The sequence below is a fragment of the Tardibacter chloracetimidivorans genome (genome assembly GCF_001890385.1).
Lineage (GTDB): Bacteria > Pseudomonadota > Alphaproteobacteria > Sphingomonadales > Sphingomonadaceae > Tardibacter > Tardibacter chloracetimidivorans.
In genome coordinates this window covers 57,120-72,604 of record NZ_CP018222.1, presented here as the reverse complement: position 1 = coordinate 72,604, position 15,485 = coordinate 57,120, and the positions used below count along the sequence as shown (strand labels likewise).

Sequence of the window (15,485 nt, the reverse complement as noted above, 5' to 3'; positions counted from 1 at the left end):
TTTTGTTCTCATCGTTCTATGGAACGAATCGAACAGGATGCGCTATCCGCCATCATTCTGGCGGCGCCGGGATGGGCGCGCGTTGGTTTGACGATGCCGGACGAAGAGTTACGCGAGCGGGCCGCAAATGCACTGGCGGCCGCGATCATCGAAGAATTGATCGGCACGTCTAGCCCCGACGCCAATCAACTCGCGCTGCCGCTTGATGTCAGGCCCGAAGGCGAACGCGCTCCCCAATAGCGCCGTAGAGAGCCTTCGGGCTTCGGAGGTCCGGGTTACGCGATCGAGGGGGGAAGTCTCCCCCTGAGTTCGAGCCGCTTCGCCGTCTCGCCCTACCCCCTCTGCGGGGGGACGCGTCCCCCCGCAACGCCCCCTGCCCGCTTCCACGTCGCCCAGCTCGCCGGCACGACCCATGCCGCCTGGTCGACGCCGCGGCCGATCAATGACGCCGCCCAGGGCGGCGAGATCCTTGTGTCTGTCGGGGAAAGGGGCGCGCGGCCCCCTCTCCCCAGCAACGATAATCAGCCGGACCGAGGCTCGCTGCGCTGCGCCCGCACCACCCCGGCAGATTTTCGCTGCCCCCCTCTCCCTCCGCGTTCTTGGCCCAGTCGGCCCGAAGCTGCGATTTTGGTCATCTTGGAGAACACGTCGGGAACGGGCTGGTTGTTGTTGACGATCGCCCATGCGAGGAACGACGTTCCGCTCCGATAAGGGAGCGGCGTTATGAGCCTTGGCGTTTCGAGTGGGGATCTGATCGGCTCCTGGAGCCTGAGTTTTTCGGACATCGCGTTCGTGACCGGCAAAGCGGAGACGGCACGACTGGGATTGGCGGTTCAGCTTAGATTTTTCGCCGGGCATGGCTTCTTTGTGCCGGATCATGCGTCGATACCCTCCGACGGTGTCTTGTATCTGGCGGAGCAACTTGGTCTCGATGCCAAATCCGTGAACCACTATGATTTTTCCGGGCGCACCGCCCGCCGGCATTGCGCGGAGATTTTGCGGCATCTCGGGTTCCGCCGTATGACGCAGACGGATCGCAGGGCGTTGTCGAGGTGGATTTCCGACGATCTTTGTGCGGGCGGGCAGCCGATCAATGCCATGCTCGAGCATGTTTTCCTGTGGTGCCGCGACCGCCGTATCTATGGGCCGTCGCGCAAGGAGCTGGAACGCCTCGTCCGTTCGCAACGACACCTCTATCTGGAGGCCCTGTTGGCCCGAGTCCGCGATCGGCTTGCGCCGGATGCGGTCGCCTTGCTGGAAGCCTCGCTCGCCGATCCCGATGGCCCGACCGGCTTCAACACGATGAAGGGGGATGCAGGTCAGGCGACGCTCGAAAACATTCTTGGCGTGACCGCCAAACTCGCCTTTATCCAACGGCTTGCTCTTCCCCGAGATTTCCTATCGGTCACGGGCAAGGCATGGGTCGATCAGATCGTTCGCCGGGTTGCCGGCGAGAAAGCCTCGGAGATGCGCCGGCATGTACCGGCGCGCCAGCTCGGGCTCTATGCCGTTTATCTGATGGCGCGGGAAGCTCAGCTTACGGATGCGATGGTCGACCTGCTGATCGAGACGGTCCATAAGATCGGATCGCGCTCGAAACGCAAGGTGGTGGGCGATATCGCGAAAGACATCGAGCGGGTCTATGGCAAGGAGCGACTCCTGGTCGAGATTGCCAGCGCTTCGATCGACGATCCATCCGGGCGCATCTGCGATGTCATTTTCCCAATCGCCGGCAAGGACAAACTGGCGGCGATCATCAAGGAAAGCCAGGCAAAGGGCGCCTTGGATCGGCGGATCTACAAGGTGATGCGGAGGTCATGGGCCAATCATTATCGCCGTATGCTGCCAAGCCTGCTTTCGGCACTGGAGTTCCGGTCGAACAACGCCGTGTGGCGTCCGGTGCTGGCGGCCCTGGACTGGATCAGAAGCAAAGTGGATGATGGATGCCGCTACGTGCCGCCGCACGCAGTGCCGGTCGACGAGGTCATTCCGGCGAGATGGCGCAGTTCCGTCATTGATGAAGAGGGGCGCGTAAACCGGATCAGTTATGAGCTTTGTGTCCTCGCGCAACTGCGCGATCGCATCCGTTCTAAGGAAATCTGGGTTGTCGGGGCGGACCGATACCGCAATCCCGATGACGATCTTCCCAAGGACTTCGATGCGCGGCGAGAAGCATATTACACAGGATTGAACCTGACGGCGGATGCGCGTGCATTTTCAAGCGCCATCCGGGAAGAGCTTGCTCAGGAACTGTTGCTCCTCAATGCCAATATTCCCCGGAACGACAAGGTTCGGCTGCTGTGGCGCGGCGAGAACCGTATATCTCTCACCCCGTTCAAACCCTTGCCCGAACCCAGGGGTCTCGCCTCGATCAAGACCGAGATCGGCCAACGCTGGCCGATGACCGGGCTGCTCGACGTACTGAAGGAGGCTGCCCTTGATACGGGACTTCTCGAAGCGTTCGAAACATCGGCCTCGCGTGTTGCACTGCCGAAAACCGCGCTGGATCAACGTCTCCTGCTATGCCTCTACGGCCTGGGAACGAATGCCGGGCTCAAGCGGATCGCCGGCGCCACCCCCGATGTCAGCTATGAAGAGCTGCTGCATGTCCATCGCCGCTTCGTTCATGCCGCGGCGCTCAAGGAGGCGTGTGCCAGGGTTGCGAATGCGACCCTGGCAATCCGCAATGCTGCAGTCTGGGGGGACGCCGGCACGGCCTGTGCGTCAGATTCCACAAAGTTCGGAGCCTGGGATCGCAACCTGATGACGGAATGGCATGCGCGTTATGGTGGACGGGGCGTCATGATCTACTGGCATGTCGAACGACGCGCGACATGCGTCTATTCCCAGCTCAAGCGCTGCTCTTCCTCCGAGGTCGCCTCCATGATCGAGGGCGTGCTGCGCCATTGCACCGACATGGAAATCCAGCGACAATATGTTGATAGTCATGGCCAAAGCGCGGTTGGCTTTGCATTTTGCCGGCTTCTCGGATTTGAGCTTGCACCCCGCCTGAAAGCGATCGCTCGCCAGAAGCTGGCTCTTCCCGATGTCGGCATGCGAACGCGGCTTCCCCACTTGCAGCCGATCCTCTCCAGTCCGATCAACTGGGATGAGATCGAGCAGCAATATGACGAGATGGTCAAATATGCAGCCGCGATGCAGACAAAAACCGCCGACCCGGAGGCGATCCTGCGCCGGTTTAGCCGCTCCGAGGTGATGCACCCGACCTACAAGGCGTTGAGTGAGCTGGGCCGCGCGGTCAAGACGATCTTCCTGTGCCGGTATCTGCGCGAGGAGTCCTTCCGCCGCGAAATTCATGAAGGCCTGAATGTCGTTGAAAACTGGAACAGTGCCAATGGGTTCGTTTTCTTCGGCAAGGGCGGCGAGATCGCCACTAACCGCATCGATGAGCAGCAGCTCTCGGTCCTGGCGCTACATTTGCTGCAAGCGTCGCTTGTCTATGTGAACACCCGAATGCTTCAGAGCGTGCTGGTGGAACCGAAATGGACGGGCCGGATGACGCCGGATGATTATCGCGGCCTCACACCGCTGATTTACAGCCACGTCAATCCTTATGGCCGCTTCGACCTCGATCTGAATAGCCGGATCGATTTTGGGCGGCTTGCTGCCTGACCGGGGCCTTTCCGCTCGCACCATTTGGGTGCACCCGAACGTGACGATCGGAAGTGACATATACGACATGTCACAAAAGGGTGGTTCCGTCACCAATGTTACTGTACGAGGGCAAAGCCACCCTAATGTGACGGATTTGCCCATGACCCGCGTCGGCTACGCCCGCGTCAGCACCATCGACCAGGATCTCGACATCCAGGTTGCCCGGTTGAAGGCAGCGGGCTGTGAAATCCTCCGCTCCGAAACAGGCTCGGGCGCATCGCGCACTGGACGCACGGAGCTTGAGACGATCATGCAGTTCCTGCGCGCCGATGACGAACTCGTCGTCCTGCGTCTCGATCGGCTCGGTCGCTCCACACGCGATGTTCTCAATCTGGTTCATGAACTCGACCAGAAGGGAGCCTCATTGCGGGTGCTTGAGCCGGAGGTGACGACGGCCGGAAGCATGGGGCGGATGGTGATCACCATTCTGGGCATGGTCGCGGACATGGAACTGACGTTCATCAAGGACCGGCAGCGCGCCGGGATCGAGGCGGCGCGCGCCGAAGGCGTCTACAAAGGCCGGAAGAAAAACATCGATGACGATGAAATCCGACGCCGGATCACCGCCGGCGCGAGCAAGGCCAGCGTCGCGCGCGACCTCAAGATCTCAAGAATGACCGTCTATCGGGCGCTTGACGTCATTCCTTCAAGGATCGGGCTGCCGGAAAAGCCGCCTTCTGTCACCATCGCCCTGCATCTGACCATCGAGAACTTCAACAAGCATGGTCGTGGCAGAAAGCCCGCTCGCGAGCGCATTGAGGCGATGCTGGAGCGGGATTACCAGATGCAAAAGACCGGGAACTGCGATTACACGCTGACCGTCGCCTATGATCAGGGTGCCGATGGCGTCAGCCTCGATGATGAGATCGCATCTCTCCAGACAGAGATGTTCAACATCGCAGAGAGCTACAGGTGCTCGATCGAGACCGATGTTTACGAGATTGGAGGACAAGAGCGAGCCTGGTAGATCGCCATGTTCAATCTTTGTTCTTCAACATGGCCAAAATCGCAGCTTCGGGCCGACTGGGCCTTCTTGGGCGTCCGTGTCCGCCAAGGCCGATGGCGAAAGGAGCCATCGGCCTGACGGCCAATTGAAAAGCAAGGAGAAAATGAAATGACGACGCTCAATATTCTTTGGAATGATCTTGTTGCGACCCCGCGCAATGTTCGGAAGGTCAAGACCGGGATCGAGTCCCTAGCTGCCAGCATGGCATCCGAGGATGGACAGATTCAGAACCTTGTCGTGATCGCCCGCGAGGACGGCAAATATGAGGTTATCGTTGGCGAACGCCGCAGGCGGGCCGCCGTCCATAACGTCAAGACGAAGGTATGGGGCCGCGATGCGACGTTGCGCTGCGAATTGCGCGACGGCAAGAATGCCACATCGATTAGCTATGCGGAGAATGCAGAGCGTGAGGACATGCATCCCGCCGACGCGATCCGGGCTTTTGCGACCTTGCGAGATGAGGGGTTCACCGAGGAAGCTATCGCCAATCGCTACCTCTATGATCTGGCCGAGGTCCGCAAGACGCTGGCGCTCGCCGCTCTTTCCCCGAAGGTCATCAACGCGCTTGCGGCCAATAGGATCGACGTCGCTTGCGCGCAGGCGTTCACCCTGACCGACGATCACAAGCGGCAGGAGCGAATCCTGAAACGCTATCGCACCGCCCATGAGGTCCGCCGTGCCCTTACCGAAACCAAGGTGACGACCGGGCACCGGCTGTTCAGCTTTGTCGGTATGGATGCCTATCAGGCAGCGGGCGGCACCATCACGGGCGACCTGTTCTCCCCCAAGGGGGAAGGCTATGCCGACGATCCCGATCTTGTGCAGCGGCTTGTCGATGAGAAGCTGGATACGCTTGCCGCCGAAGCCGAGGCGCAAGGCTGGGGCGAGGTCATTGCCGCCGAAAATACGCCCTATGACAGCTATCGGTGGCACCGGCTCTATCCCGATCAGGAAACGCGCACCCTGTCCGATGCCGAAGAGGCGTTCATGGATGAGCTACAGGAGAAGCGGGAGGCACGGATCGCGGAGTTGTTCGCGGGCCTTGGCGAAGATTTCGATCTGGAGTTTGATGAGGAATTGCGCGAGATCGAAGCCCAGATCGACCGGATCGGCACTGTCGAGCGTGACTATTCCGAAGAGGCCAAGCGAGGCGCGGTCCTGTTGATCGTGGTCGGCCATCAGGGGAAGGCCGAAGTGACGGCCTATACCCGCAAGGCCCCACGCAGCACCCGCAGCGCCAGCGGCAGCAGCAACGGGACCGGCGCGCCCCGACCCCTTTATGACGCCCGCATGACCGAGGAACTGTCGCGGATGCGGACTGTTGCCGGGGGTTGAGTAGCAACGGAACAGAAAACCTACATAAGGCGCGACCTCACGCGTCATCAATGCCCGTGGCGCCGGGATCGCGGAGCGGTCGAAGCTCGCCGCGCGCGACCATTTCGGGAATGGTGAAGGCATAGCGCCCAAGCATGTTGATGTGCCGGAAGCCGAGCGGCGAAAGGCGGGCTACGTCTTCGTCTAGTATCACATGGCCTTCAGCGCGAAGCTGGTTGAGGGCGGCGTCGATGTAGATCGTATTCCAGAGCACGATCAGATTGACGACTAGCCCGAGCGCGCCAAGCTGGTCCTCCTGGCCAACGCGATAACGCTGGCGCAATTCGCCCCGCTTGCCGTGGAATATCGTGCGGGCAAGCTGATGGCGGCTCTCGCCGCGATTGAGCTGGACGAGAATGCGACGCCGGTAGGTTTCGTCGTCAATGAACCGCAGCATATAGAGCGACTTAATGAGACGGCCGAGTTCCTGAAGCGCACGTGCCAGCCTGGTCGGACGATCGTTGGTCTGAAGAACACGGGTGAGTCCGGCTGCCCTCACGACGCCGAGCTTCAATGATCCGGCGAGGCGAAGGAGGTCGTCCCAGTGCTCGACGATCAGCTTGATGTTGATCCTGTTCGCCGCAAGATCGTCCAGCACGCCGTAATGCGCAGTGCCATCGACACGCCAGAATCTTGCCCCGGCGATATCAGCGATACGGGGCGAGAACTGGAGTCCGAGCAGATGGAATATCCCGAATATTGTATCGGTATAGCCGGCCGTGTCGGTCATGATCTCGGTCGGCCGCAATTCGGTTTCCTGATCGAGCACAACGGCCAACAGATGAAGACTGTCGCGCAGTGTGCCGGGGACCGTCACGGCATTTAGCCCGGAAAAGCGGTCGGAAACCAGATTATACCAAGTGACGCCGCGTTCGCGCCCGAAATACCGTGGGTTCGGACCGGCGTGGATCGTGCGAACCGGCACGGTAAACCGCAGTCCATCGGCTGACGCTACCTCACCACCACCCCAGGCGCGGGTCAGGGATATTCTGTTATGCGCGGCGACCAACAGCGCATTGGCAGTGCTCAGCGTCTCCGCACGCATGAAGTTCTGCTTCACCCAGCTCAACCGGGACCGGCGCAGCGCGGGCACCTCGGGGCGTAAAAGTGGCTCGAATCCAGTGTTGGTCGCCTCTGCGACGAGCACAGCGCAAATCGTCGTCGCGATGTCACCGGCGCGGGCGTTGCCTTCGCTGGCATGGGTAAACGCTGCCCCGAACCCGGTTCGCGCGTGCATTTCCAAGATCAGTTCGGGGAGGTCCAGTTGCGGCAGCCGTGCATCAATCGCCGTGTGAAGATCGGTGAGGCTCAGAGGCTCTTCGATCCTGTCGAGCGGCTCGATCGACAGGTCTGCCCCGCTCGCGGTACTGGTGATGGTCACGGCATCGTTACCCGGCACACGTGCGGCTGTCTGGCGGTAGGCGAGATCCAGGCGCGCGGACAGTTTGGCGATTTCCTCGTCGCCAGCTACCGCCACGCCGACCGTGCGGCACACGGTCGGTCGCGCCGCCTCCCACGCGGCGCCGGCCAGCAGGCCCTTGCGGGGATCGCCATAGCGAAGCGAGCGGACGGGAAAGACATCGCGGCGACGGATGGCGCGGCGTAGCCGGTCGAGCGTGCAAAGCCGGTATCCGGTCAAATCAAACGTGCCGTCCTCGGTTTTCAACTGACGGCCCCAGGCTTTGGGGACAAACGCGGTTGGCACTGGTCCCCGGCGCTTTTCGCCACGGTGTACTCTTCGCAGGTGATCGACCGCGTCCAGCAACGACTGCCCCGCGGGCGCTGCTGCGAGATCCAGCCCAGCAAGCATTTTCGGCAGATAGCGTATTGTGCCCGTCTGCTGACGCAGCTCGACGAAGTAGATCTCGTCTGTCGGTCGGGCGAGAAGGCTTACTTGGGCGACCGCGTCGGTCAGTGCTGACCGGTCAACCAGCGCGAACACGGCCGCCCGCACCTCCGTGTCGCTGATACTATCATCGAGTAGCACGGCACCGACATCACGAAGCCGGAGTGATGCGGCGTCAAGATCGCGCAGTGATCGGATCCGCGCCTCTTTGGCGTTGATGCGTGCGTTGGAAAACATCTTGGTCGACACGGCATCGAAAAGGTCGATGACGTCGTCGCTGGCCGAGGCTTCGAGGGTGCGGATGAAGGCGACCAACGTGGCCGCTCGTCGATCGTCGGGAAGCCGAGCCACAGCCTGCGCTCTCGCAGCGCTGGCAAATCGTGCGAGGGCAGCCGCCTTGCTGGGCGGCACGCGGTCAAGTTCGGGCAGGCCTGTGGTGAACGCGCGGATCTCGGTTAGTCGGTCGACGGCCCGGCTGATCTCGGGGCCGCTTTGCAGATATGGCCCATCACGTAAGCGATCCAACGGACTTTGCCGTCCGTCGCCGGTAACCGCGACGAGCGTATCGAGCCGGGTGCGTTGCTCTGGCGTCAGCCTGGCGACCAGACGGCGATGGACGTGCGCGGCGACCCGCGTGCGGATCCGTGCGATATCGCGCTCGAGGACGGAAAGGCCCGGCAGCAGCACTTTGGACTCAAGCAGCCATATCACACCTGCGTCAAACAGCATCGAAGGGCGATCGGTGCCCGTCCAGCACAGGGCATATATGAAACGGTGCAGTCGAAACGCGATGCCGGGATCGGACAGGACCCGGTAGCCATAATGGTCGCGGATGCGCGGACCATGCCGCCATCGCCCCTTGGTTGCGCAATATCGCGCCATTAGTTCGTCCGTTCCGTCGATCCCCAACTGGTTGCCGACAAATCGTGTGACCGATGCCGGTGTCAGTGCCGGATCTTCGAGAAAGGTGCCGAGCAAACGCAAAGAGCCAAGCTGTACCGCCACGCCGAGCCGGTTGTGATCGCCGCGATGCGCGCCGATGAATGCCTGGTCCGCGTCGTCGAGATGGAAATGACGCGCGAGCTGTTCCGATGTCGGCTCACCGACGAAGCGACCATAGCGCAGTGCCTGGTCGTCCGAGAGAAAGCCGACCGGCATTGCTCAGGCTATGCCGCTACCTTGGACCGTGCCCCACGCTTGCCCAGCAGTTCGCCGGCGCGCTCCCGCGGTCGACCCTCTGCATCGACATAGGCGTAGAGCGTCGATACCGACATGCCGAGCTGGACCGCGACATCGCGCGCGGCGTTGTCGCGGTCTGCCATCATCGCCATTGCCGCCTTCAGCTTCTGCTTCGTCATGATCCGTGGCCGTCCGCCCGACCGCCCACGCGCCCTAGCCGCGGCGAGCCCGGCCATCGTGCGCTCATGGATCAGGTCGCGCTCGAACTCGGCAAGGGTCGCGAAGATGCCGAACACCAACCTTCCCGTAACGGTCGTCGTATCGATATCGCCAGTCAGCACCTTCAGGCCGACGCCGCGCTTCTGCAAATCGCCGACCAGCCCGACGACGTGGGGCAGTGACCGACCGATCCGATCAAGCTTCCAGACGACGAGGGTGTCGCCGTCACGCATGATATCGATGGCCTTGTCGAGACCGGCCCGTTCGGTCGCGCGGCCCGAACACACGTCATCGAAGACGCGGTCGCATCCGGCACGATCCAGCGCATCACGCTGCAGGTCGAGGTTCTGCTCGCCCGTTGACACCCGCATGTACCCGATCAGCATCGACGTCTGTCTCCCTTCTAAATCAATCTATCGACAGAGAGGTTTATCGGCCACAGGTTTTTGGACGGGTAGATGTGAGATTATGTGCTCTTAAGCGGCTCGCTCACGATTGTCGGGGCGGTTCATATCAAACCGGGGTTTGTTGTGACGTTCAGGCAAGGCTTTTGTGGATGCCACCGGTGGAGCATGGGGGAAAATCTCTTGCGAGCGAAACGTGATGACTGACAACGACGACCACCAGGATGTCGCGGACCTGCCGCCAGAAGATAAAATGGGCTTTGCTGTTCCGAAGACACCGACCCACTCGCTCATGCTTTTGAACAGCTACATGCGGACCGACATGCTGCAACACATCCATTTGCGCCTTCATAAGATGAGGGATGAGAATGGACCTGGTTCGCCGTTGCATCATATGGCGAAAAGCCTCGAACAGGTTATCGACACCTGGGACGGCATCAACCTGTTCGAGTGCTTTACCCGAAACCGATTCTACATCGATCCGGATTACGAGTTTCGGCCGGAGCAGGATTACCTCCACGACATCAGGCTGATGAAGCATCACCTCAAATGTCACAGGAAAATGATCAAGGACCTGGATAGCTGGCGCTAACTAACCGAGCTATGCGGGAAAAGTCGGCTGATCCCTTATGTAGGTTTTCTGTTCCGTTGATACTCAAACCCCTTGCCTTGCAGGCCGAGGTTGCGAAGAACCAGCACCTTGCCAATGCGGTGCTGCTCGATGCGCTGTTGCCGATCCTCGCGGAGAGCTATCCCGACGCCCATGCGGTCCAGCTTCGCGCCAGCACGGACATTCAGGAACCGGCCCAGCATTTCGACTATAACACGCGCGAAATGGCGTCGCCCTATGCCGGGGTGGCCGACCTGATCGCGGGCGCGCCGAAGAAAGCGGCCAATCGCTTCGCATGGGTTCTGGCCTTGGATGATGCCGATATTGCCCGCCTGCTCGCGGCCTGCACCGCCGCGTTGATCGATGGTCGCCATGGCAAATATGCCGACCCGGAACGGTTGCGTTCGGTGGACCGGATCGCCCGCGCCGCCAATCTCGATATGCGCGAGCATTGGGAGGGTGGCGTCGAGTTTTTCGGGGCGATCACCAAGAAGGCGATGCTTGCGGCGTTGACCGAGGCTTGCGGCCCCGCTGCCGCCGAGAATTGCGCGAAGATGAAAAAGGATATGTTGGCCGAAGCCTGCGCCGAGCGCGTCCCCGGTCACGGTTGGCTCCCCCCGGCTCTCGTCACCCCGGAGGAACCCGAAGTCGAGCCGGAGGACGAGGCCGAGCGGCAGGACGGCGATGGCGAGGATATCGACGCCGATGAGGCCGAGGCGGCGGACGAGTGCCCCTTTGCCGAGGCCGACAACGACCATGACGAGCACTTTGCGGTCGCTGCCGAGTGAAACGGAAGCGGGCCGTCTCTTTCGGGGCGGCCCCTCCCCAACGCCACAAATTCAAGGACGATAGCCATGCAGCATTATGATGAACCCGCCTTCGATAACCAGCAGGCCCATGCCGAGGGCTGGGGCATATTCGATCTTTGCGAGATCGGCCGCCCCGATCCCTACCAGCTACAGCGCGTGGATGCCGATGAGTGTTTCACCAGCGACGACGAGGCGTGGCGGCACGTCGCCGCCCGCGCTGCCGAAGGCAGTGCCTATCATGGCGCGGCGCTGGATTTCCTGCGCGATCATTCCCCCGGCGAATATGCGGCGGTTGCCGCTCATGTCGCCGCGCGGGAGTCGGTCGCGTGAGCGGGCCTCACTATCGCGCCATGCTGGCGGGCCAGCCCGTTAAGCCGGGGCAGGCCATTGCGGATTTTCGCGGTGAAAGCTGGGTGTTCGACTATGTGACGCGCGGTCCCGTCAGCACTAGGAAAATCATCGCCACCGACGCGAGGGGCCGGCAGCGGGAGTTTTTCCCAAGCGTCTTTCCCGGCTTGTCCGTCGAACCCGTTCTTCCAGACGGAGAGGCCAGTGGTTGACTCTAGGCCGCGCCAGCGCCGCCGCCTTGGCGGCGGCGCGCCCCACCGCCAAGGCGACGCGGCGGGCGCGGCCCAAGGGCCGCGCGGGCGCTGAACCAGCTCGCGGTCCTCAATTGTTCCGCCCCGCCTTTTCTGATAGGATTATCGCCATGACCGAGATTGCCGCTCCACTCTGGACTCAGGACCAGGCCGTCGCCTTCGAGGCGGCGCGCGAGGCGGTGGTGGACGTGATCGCGGGCTATAGCGCGGAGATCGATGCCGAGCAGGCCAAGCCGAAGCCCGATGGCGAGCGATTGGCCTTTCTCGAAATGCAGACGCGCCATTGTTTCGATGTCATGAAGTCGTTGCGCGTCACTGATGACGCGACCGTTGCGCAAGTGCTCCGCGAATATAGCGCGATCGTCCGCGCCCGCGACAGCAAGAGCGAGTTGGCCGCTGCCGCCTGATCTGCATGGATCGTGACCCGGACCGTTATCGGCTTTCCCCGGACAAGCATCGCGCGATCTACGAAAGCCGCATCGCGCCGCTGCTATTTGCGCAGGCCGCGCCGGTCGAGCGCCCTACCGCCTTGGTGCTTGGTGGTCAGCCCGGCGCTGGCAAGAGCGCCTTGCTGGCGGCCGCCCACGCCGAGTTCGATCGGCGCGGGGGCCTGATCGAAATCATCGGCGATGATTTGCGCGCCTTCCATCCGCGCTATAGCGAATTGCAGCGCCATGACGACCGCACCGCAGCTTTCTTCACCGATCGCGATTCGGGCCGGTGGATCGAAATGGCGATTGCTGACGCCGCTGCACGGCGCTGCAATGTCGCTGTCGAAGGCACTATGCGCCTGCCCGACAAGGTGGCGGAAACCCTCACCCGCTTTCGCGATAACGATTTTGTGACCGATGCGCGGGCACTGGCGGTCAATCCGGAGTTGAGCGCGCTTGGCATCCTCCAGCGCTTCGTGGCGCAGAAGGACAGCCGCGGCTACGGGCGAATGACGAGCATGGAGGCGCATGGGGCCGCGCTGGGCGGGATGCTCGATACGCTGGATCGGATGCAGGATGAGCGCCTTGCCGACCGCCTCACCATCTATCGGCGCGGCGGCGAGATCCTGCATCGCTTCGATTTTTCCCATCCCCTCTCCCCTGATGAGCCGCGTGCCCGTGAGATTGTCGAGCGCGAGCGCGGGCGTCCTCTCACGGCCGAGGAAGCCGCTTATAAGCGCGCGGAGATCGACCGCCTGGCGCCCGCGCTGCAACGCTATGGGATCGTCCCACAGGCGAAGGCGGAGCCGGATCGCGGGCGCACCGATCAAAGGCGCGACAAGGATGATCGCGGCCGCTAGACCCCGCGAGCTTATCGCACGAGCGCCACGCCAATGCGAAACCGCGTCGTGTGTTTGTTGTAGTCCAGCAGGTTTTCTCCATAACCCACGAAGCTCTGGCCGAAGAGGTAGAAGTCGGGGCCGCCGCCAAGAATGCGGCGCATCGGATAGGAGAGATCGGCGGAAACCGATCCCTTGCCGCTCGAAAAGTTGAATCGACTGGACGTAGAGAGGCGAAGTCCATCCTCTTCCCCAATCTCCACAACGAGGCCGGTGTTTCCTCGATATCTACGGATATCGGGATTGTCCGAAAGGTCGCCGGCATAGAGCCAAAGCCGTGGAGCAACGACCAACCTGGTGTCGCCGCTCAGCGAAAAAGCGGCCATGGGAGCGAGATAGAAGCCGTTGACGCTGCGCGATGCATCGCCTGAACGCCCATTGGATTCGTGGCGGACACCGATTTGGCCGCTTAGCGTTGCCTTGTCCGAAACCGCGACACCCGGCGACAGATAGAACAGCTCTGGCTGATAGTCGATGTTACGGAATGGTGAGGACTCGGCACCAAGATCCCAGAACATGCGCTGTGTATAAGCAAAATAGAGGCCGTCCAGCATCGAACGACCCGTGCCTATCCGCTTAAGGCATACACCCACTAGATATGGTATGGTGGGTCCATTGGCCTGAGTAGAGTTCGGCAAAGGTCGGCGCCTCGATATCACTGGCGATCCCGAGGAGGGATCGGAAGGCGTTGAACGGGTAGAAGCGGCGATTGAAGCGGAAAGTGAACTCGTTGAGGTAGGCTTGCAGATGCTTGGTGCTGACGCCGTGGTGGATGCCGTTGAGCCACGCTTTGAGGTTTGAGAACACCAGATGGACGATGGGCAGGAACTCTTCGGACACCTCCGGGTCGCCACACTGGGCGATGGCGTGATGGTCGTAACCGCCGCCCTGCAACCCGCTATAGCCGCTCCAATCATCGGTGATGACCAGCGTTCCCGGCTCGACCGCGCTCTGTACAAAGCCACCAAGGGCACCGGCACTGCGGTCTGCACCGATGGCCAATCGAACCCTTCCGGCATAGCGTCCGTTCCGGCGGCGGTCCTGGCCAGTGCCAGGCTCCCGGTGACGAACTTCGACGGCGGCGACCACCAGCGTTTTGTGGTGGGTTCCCCGGCCTTCGCCGCGCGTTCGCCCGCCGATCCAGGTCTCATCGACCTCGACATGCTGACCGCTCTGCCCGCCGATCCGATCCTGATCGGGGCGCACCATCGCGGCGCGCAGTTTATGGAGCAGGCCAAAGGCCGTCTCGTACCGGGTCAGGCCAAGCTGGCGCTGCAACTGGACGGCAGATATGCCGGTCGTCTGACTCGCAACCAGGTAAGCGGCCCAGAACCACACGCTGAGCGGGATGTGGCTTCGTTCCATGGCCGTGCCGACCATCAGGCCGGTCTGACGGCGACACGAGCGGCACATCAGGATGACAGGCCGAGTGGTGAAACGAAACGGATCGCCGACGACGCCACAGCGTGGGCACGCAAATCCATCAGGCCAGCGAGCTTTTTCAAGCCAGGACGCGCAAGCGCCATCATCCGGGAAAAGCCGCTGGAACTCGGGGAGGGATTTCGGGAACGGCAGCTTGTCGCGGTCAAGAACGTCCACAATCCCCACCCTTTACAACCGCTTTGGGTGGCACCAAGCCGCAGGAAAAGTCAGGCGCGCGCCACAAGGCAGCCACTAGATGTAGTGGGTGTATGCGTCAAGCGGATAGGCACGGAACGACCCCCGTCCTGCCGCGCATGACTGCCGAAAAGCTGATATTTGAAGCTCAGTTGGAGCCGCGCGTCCGTGTTGGTGCCCGGACCATAGACAGCGTAGATCGGTTCATAGGCGGACAAATTTGCGAGGAATGCATTTCCCGTGGACCGATCCGCTGGCGCGGCGGTGGAAAGTGTGGGAGCGTCGGCGGTCGCCGGAGTTGGCTTAGCCGCCTCCGCCGTCGTGACCGAGCGGCCGCCAGCAGCCCCTCCGGCGTTCACCGTTATCGCAACCTTTTGGTCGTTCCACGCGGGGACTGACAGCAGCGCGCCGTCGGCAAGGAACGATGCGGAAAAACTGTAGCGCCCCGAAGCAAACCCGGCCGATGCGACGACCACCGACGCCGGCATCGCTGCGGCGCGCTCAAGCCAGATGGCGCGCGCATCTTCGCCTTGGGTAAGGCGCGCCTCGACGCGATTGGGTAAAACCACCGTCTGGGGCTGATCGCTGGTGTTGAGCAGCCGGACCTCGACGGGCACCGTTCCGTCGCTGCCTCGATCTCCGATATGACTTACCAGGATTTCGATGCCGGGCTGTGCGTGGGAAGCGGAAGGGAAAGCAGCCACTCCGGCTAAGGCAAGCAGGTAACGGACTTTCAACTTACGCACATCACGCTTTCCATCTCAGATAAGGTAACAGAGCCTCCAGTTCGCATATCGTTGGGAAACGAGTCAACCGA

General features: G+C 61.8%; 15 protein-coding genes. 10 read left to right on the top strand and 5 right to left on the bottom strand.

The annotated features are described in order from the left end of the window. The first annotated feature begins 18 nt into the window (after window positions 1-18). From BSL82_RS17985 to BSL82_RS17970, 4 genes are all read left to right on the top strand, one after another. A complete protein-coding gene (locus BSL82_RS17985; protein ID WP_072598944.1) occupies window positions 19-240 on the top strand; it encodes a DUF6771 family protein in 222 nt (73 codons plus the stop codon). 483 nt (window positions 241-723) lie between these two features. Then, window positions 724-3,633 carry a Tn3 family transposase gene (locus tag BSL82_RS17980; protein ID WP_006961814.1) on the top strand — a complete coding sequence of 970 codons (2,910 nt, stop codon included), beginning with the start codon at window positions 724-726 and terminating at the stop codon, window positions 3,631-3,633. A gap of 142 nt (window positions 3,634-3,775) precedes the next feature. Continuing rightward, a complete protein-coding gene (locus BSL82_RS17975) occupies window positions 3,776-4,642 on the top strand; it encodes a recombinase family protein (protein WP_006961816.1) in 867 nt (288 codons plus the stop codon). Between the two features lie 147 nt (window positions 4,643-4,789). Continuing rightward, window positions 4,790-6,016 (top strand): ParB/RepB/Spo0J family partition protein, encoded by a 1,227-nt coding sequence (locus BSL82_RS17970; RefSeq protein ID WP_072598943.1) that lies wholly within the window; start codon window positions 4,790-4,792, stop codon window positions 6,014-6,016. 37 nt (window positions 6,017-6,053) lie between these two features. Here BSL82_RS17970 and BSL82_RS17965 read toward each other — a convergent pair whose 3' ends face one another. Both BSL82_RS17965 and BSL82_RS17960 read right to left on the bottom strand, forming a co-directional pair. Beyond that, window positions 6,054-9,059, bottom strand: coding sequence for a Tn3 family transposase (locus BSL82_RS17965; RefSeq protein ID WP_072598942.1), 3,006 nt, complete (start codon window positions 9,057-9,059; stop codon window positions 6,054-6,056). A gap of 8 nt (window positions 9,060-9,067) precedes the next feature. Continuing rightward, window positions 9,068-9,685 carry a recombinase family protein gene (locus BSL82_RS17960; RefSeq protein WP_072598941.1) on the bottom strand — a complete coding sequence of 206 codons (618 nt, stop codon included), beginning with the start codon at window positions 9,683-9,685 and terminating at the stop codon, window positions 9,068-9,070. Window positions 9,686-9,902: 217 nt separating this feature from the next. Between BSL82_RS17960 and BSL82_RS17955 the strand changes: the two genes are divergently transcribed. From BSL82_RS17955 to BSL82_RS17930, 6 genes are all read left to right on the top strand, one after another. Continuing rightward, on the top strand, window positions 9,903-10,295 hold the full coding sequence (locus tag BSL82_RS17955) for a hypothetical protein (RefSeq protein ID WP_054434835.1): 393 nt from the start codon (window positions 9,903-9,905) through the stop codon (window positions 10,293-10,295). A gap of 11 nt (window positions 10,296-10,306) precedes the next feature. Next, window positions 10,307-11,101 carry a hypothetical protein gene (locus BSL82_RS17950; RefSeq protein WP_158011122.1) on the top strand — a complete coding sequence of 265 codons (795 nt, stop codon included), beginning with the start codon at window positions 10,307-10,309 and terminating at the stop codon, window positions 11,099-11,101. Window positions 11,102-11,167: 66 nt separating this feature from the next. Next, a complete protein-coding gene (locus BSL82_RS17945; RefSeq protein WP_072598939.1) occupies window positions 11,168-11,452 on the top strand; it encodes a hypothetical protein in 285 nt (94 codons plus the stop codon). Further along, window positions 11,449-11,682: a hypothetical protein gene (locus BSL82_RS17940; protein ID WP_158011120.1), complete on the top strand. Its 234-nt coding sequence runs from the start codon at window positions 11,449-11,451 to the stop codon at window positions 11,680-11,682. The genes BSL82_RS17945 and BSL82_RS17940 overlap by 4 nt, the downstream gene beginning before the upstream one ends. Window positions 11,683-11,831: 149 nt before the next feature. Then, on the top strand, window positions 11,832-12,128 hold the full coding sequence (locus tag BSL82_RS17935) for a hypothetical protein (RefSeq protein ID WP_072598937.1): 297 nt from the start codon (window positions 11,832-11,834) through the stop codon (window positions 12,126-12,128). Window positions 12,129-12,133: 5 nt separating this feature from the next. Next, window positions 12,134-13,012 carry a zeta toxin family protein gene (locus BSL82_RS17930; protein ID WP_072598936.1) on the top strand — a complete coding sequence of 293 codons (879 nt, stop codon included), beginning with the start codon at window positions 12,134-12,136 and terminating at the stop codon, window positions 13,010-13,012. Between the two features lie 11 nt (window positions 13,013-13,023). Here BSL82_RS17930 and BSL82_RS17925 read toward each other — a convergent pair whose 3' ends face one another. From BSL82_RS17925 to BSL82_RS17915, 3 genes are read right to left on the bottom strand one after another with little or no spacing between them, the layout of a single operon-like run. After that, window positions 13,024-13,605 (bottom strand): phospholipase A, encoded by a 582-nt coding sequence (locus BSL82_RS17925; protein ID WP_083579369.1) that lies wholly within the window; start codon window positions 13,603-13,605, stop codon window positions 13,024-13,026. Window positions 13,606-13,627: 22 nt separating this feature from the next. Continuing rightward, on the bottom strand, window positions 13,628-14,650 hold the full coding sequence (locus tag BSL82_RS17920; RefSeq protein WP_048575010.1) for an IS1595 family transposase: 1,023 nt from the start codon (window positions 14,648-14,650) through the stop codon (window positions 13,628-13,630). A 50-nt stretch (window positions 14,651-14,700) separates the two neighbouring features. Further along, a complete protein-coding gene (locus tag BSL82_RS17915; protein ID WP_158011118.1) occupies window positions 14,701-15,414 on the bottom strand; it encodes a hypothetical protein in 714 nt (237 codons plus the stop codon). Window positions 15,415-15,485: the final 71 nt, after the last annotated feature.

Bases quoted from the DNA above. Each gene is read 5' to 3' on its own strand.
- BSL82_RS17985 (WP_072598944.1), top strand. From the start codon at position 19: ATGGAACGAATCGAACAGGATGCGCTATCCGCCATCATTCTGGCGGCG.
- BSL82_RS17980 (WP_006961814.1), top strand. From the start codon at position 724: ATGAGCCTTGGCGTTTCGAGTGGGGATCTGATCGGCTCCTGGAGCCTG.
- BSL82_RS17975 (WP_006961816.1), top strand. From the start codon at position 3,776: ATGACCCGCGTCGGCTACGCCCGCGTCAGCACCATCGACCAGGATCTC.
- BSL82_RS17970 (WP_072598943.1), top strand. From the start codon at position 4,790: ATGACGACGCTCAATATTCTTTGGAATGATCTTGTTGCGACCCCGCGC.
- BSL82_RS17965 (WP_072598942.1), bottom strand. From the start codon at position 9,059: ATGCCGGTCGGCTTTCTCTCGGACGACCAGGCACTGCGCTATGGTCGC.
- BSL82_RS17960 (WP_072598941.1), bottom strand. From the start codon at position 9,685: ATGCTGATCGGGTACATGCGGGTGTCAACGGGCGAGCAGAACCTCGAC.
- BSL82_RS17955 (WP_054434835.1), top strand. From the start codon at position 9,903: ATGACTGACAACGACGACCACCAGGATGTCGCGGACCTGCCGCCAGAA.
- BSL82_RS17950 (WP_158011122.1), top strand. From the start codon at position 10,307: ATGCGGGAAAAGTCGGCTGATCCCTTATGTAGGTTTTCTGTTCCGTTG.
- BSL82_RS17945 (WP_072598939.1), top strand. From the start codon at position 11,168: ATGCAGCATTATGATGAACCCGCCTTCGATAACCAGCAGGCCCATGCC.
- BSL82_RS17935 (WP_072598937.1), top strand. From the start codon at position 11,832: ATGACCGAGATTGCCGCTCCACTCTGGACTCAGGACCAGGCCGTCGCC.
- BSL82_RS17930 (WP_072598936.1), top strand. From the start codon at position 12,134: ATGGATCGTGACCCGGACCGTTATCGGCTTTCCCCGGACAAGCATCGC.
- BSL82_RS17925 (WP_083579369.1), bottom strand. From the start codon at position 13,605: ATGCTGGACGGCCTCTATTTTGCTTATACACAGCGCATGTTCTGGGAT.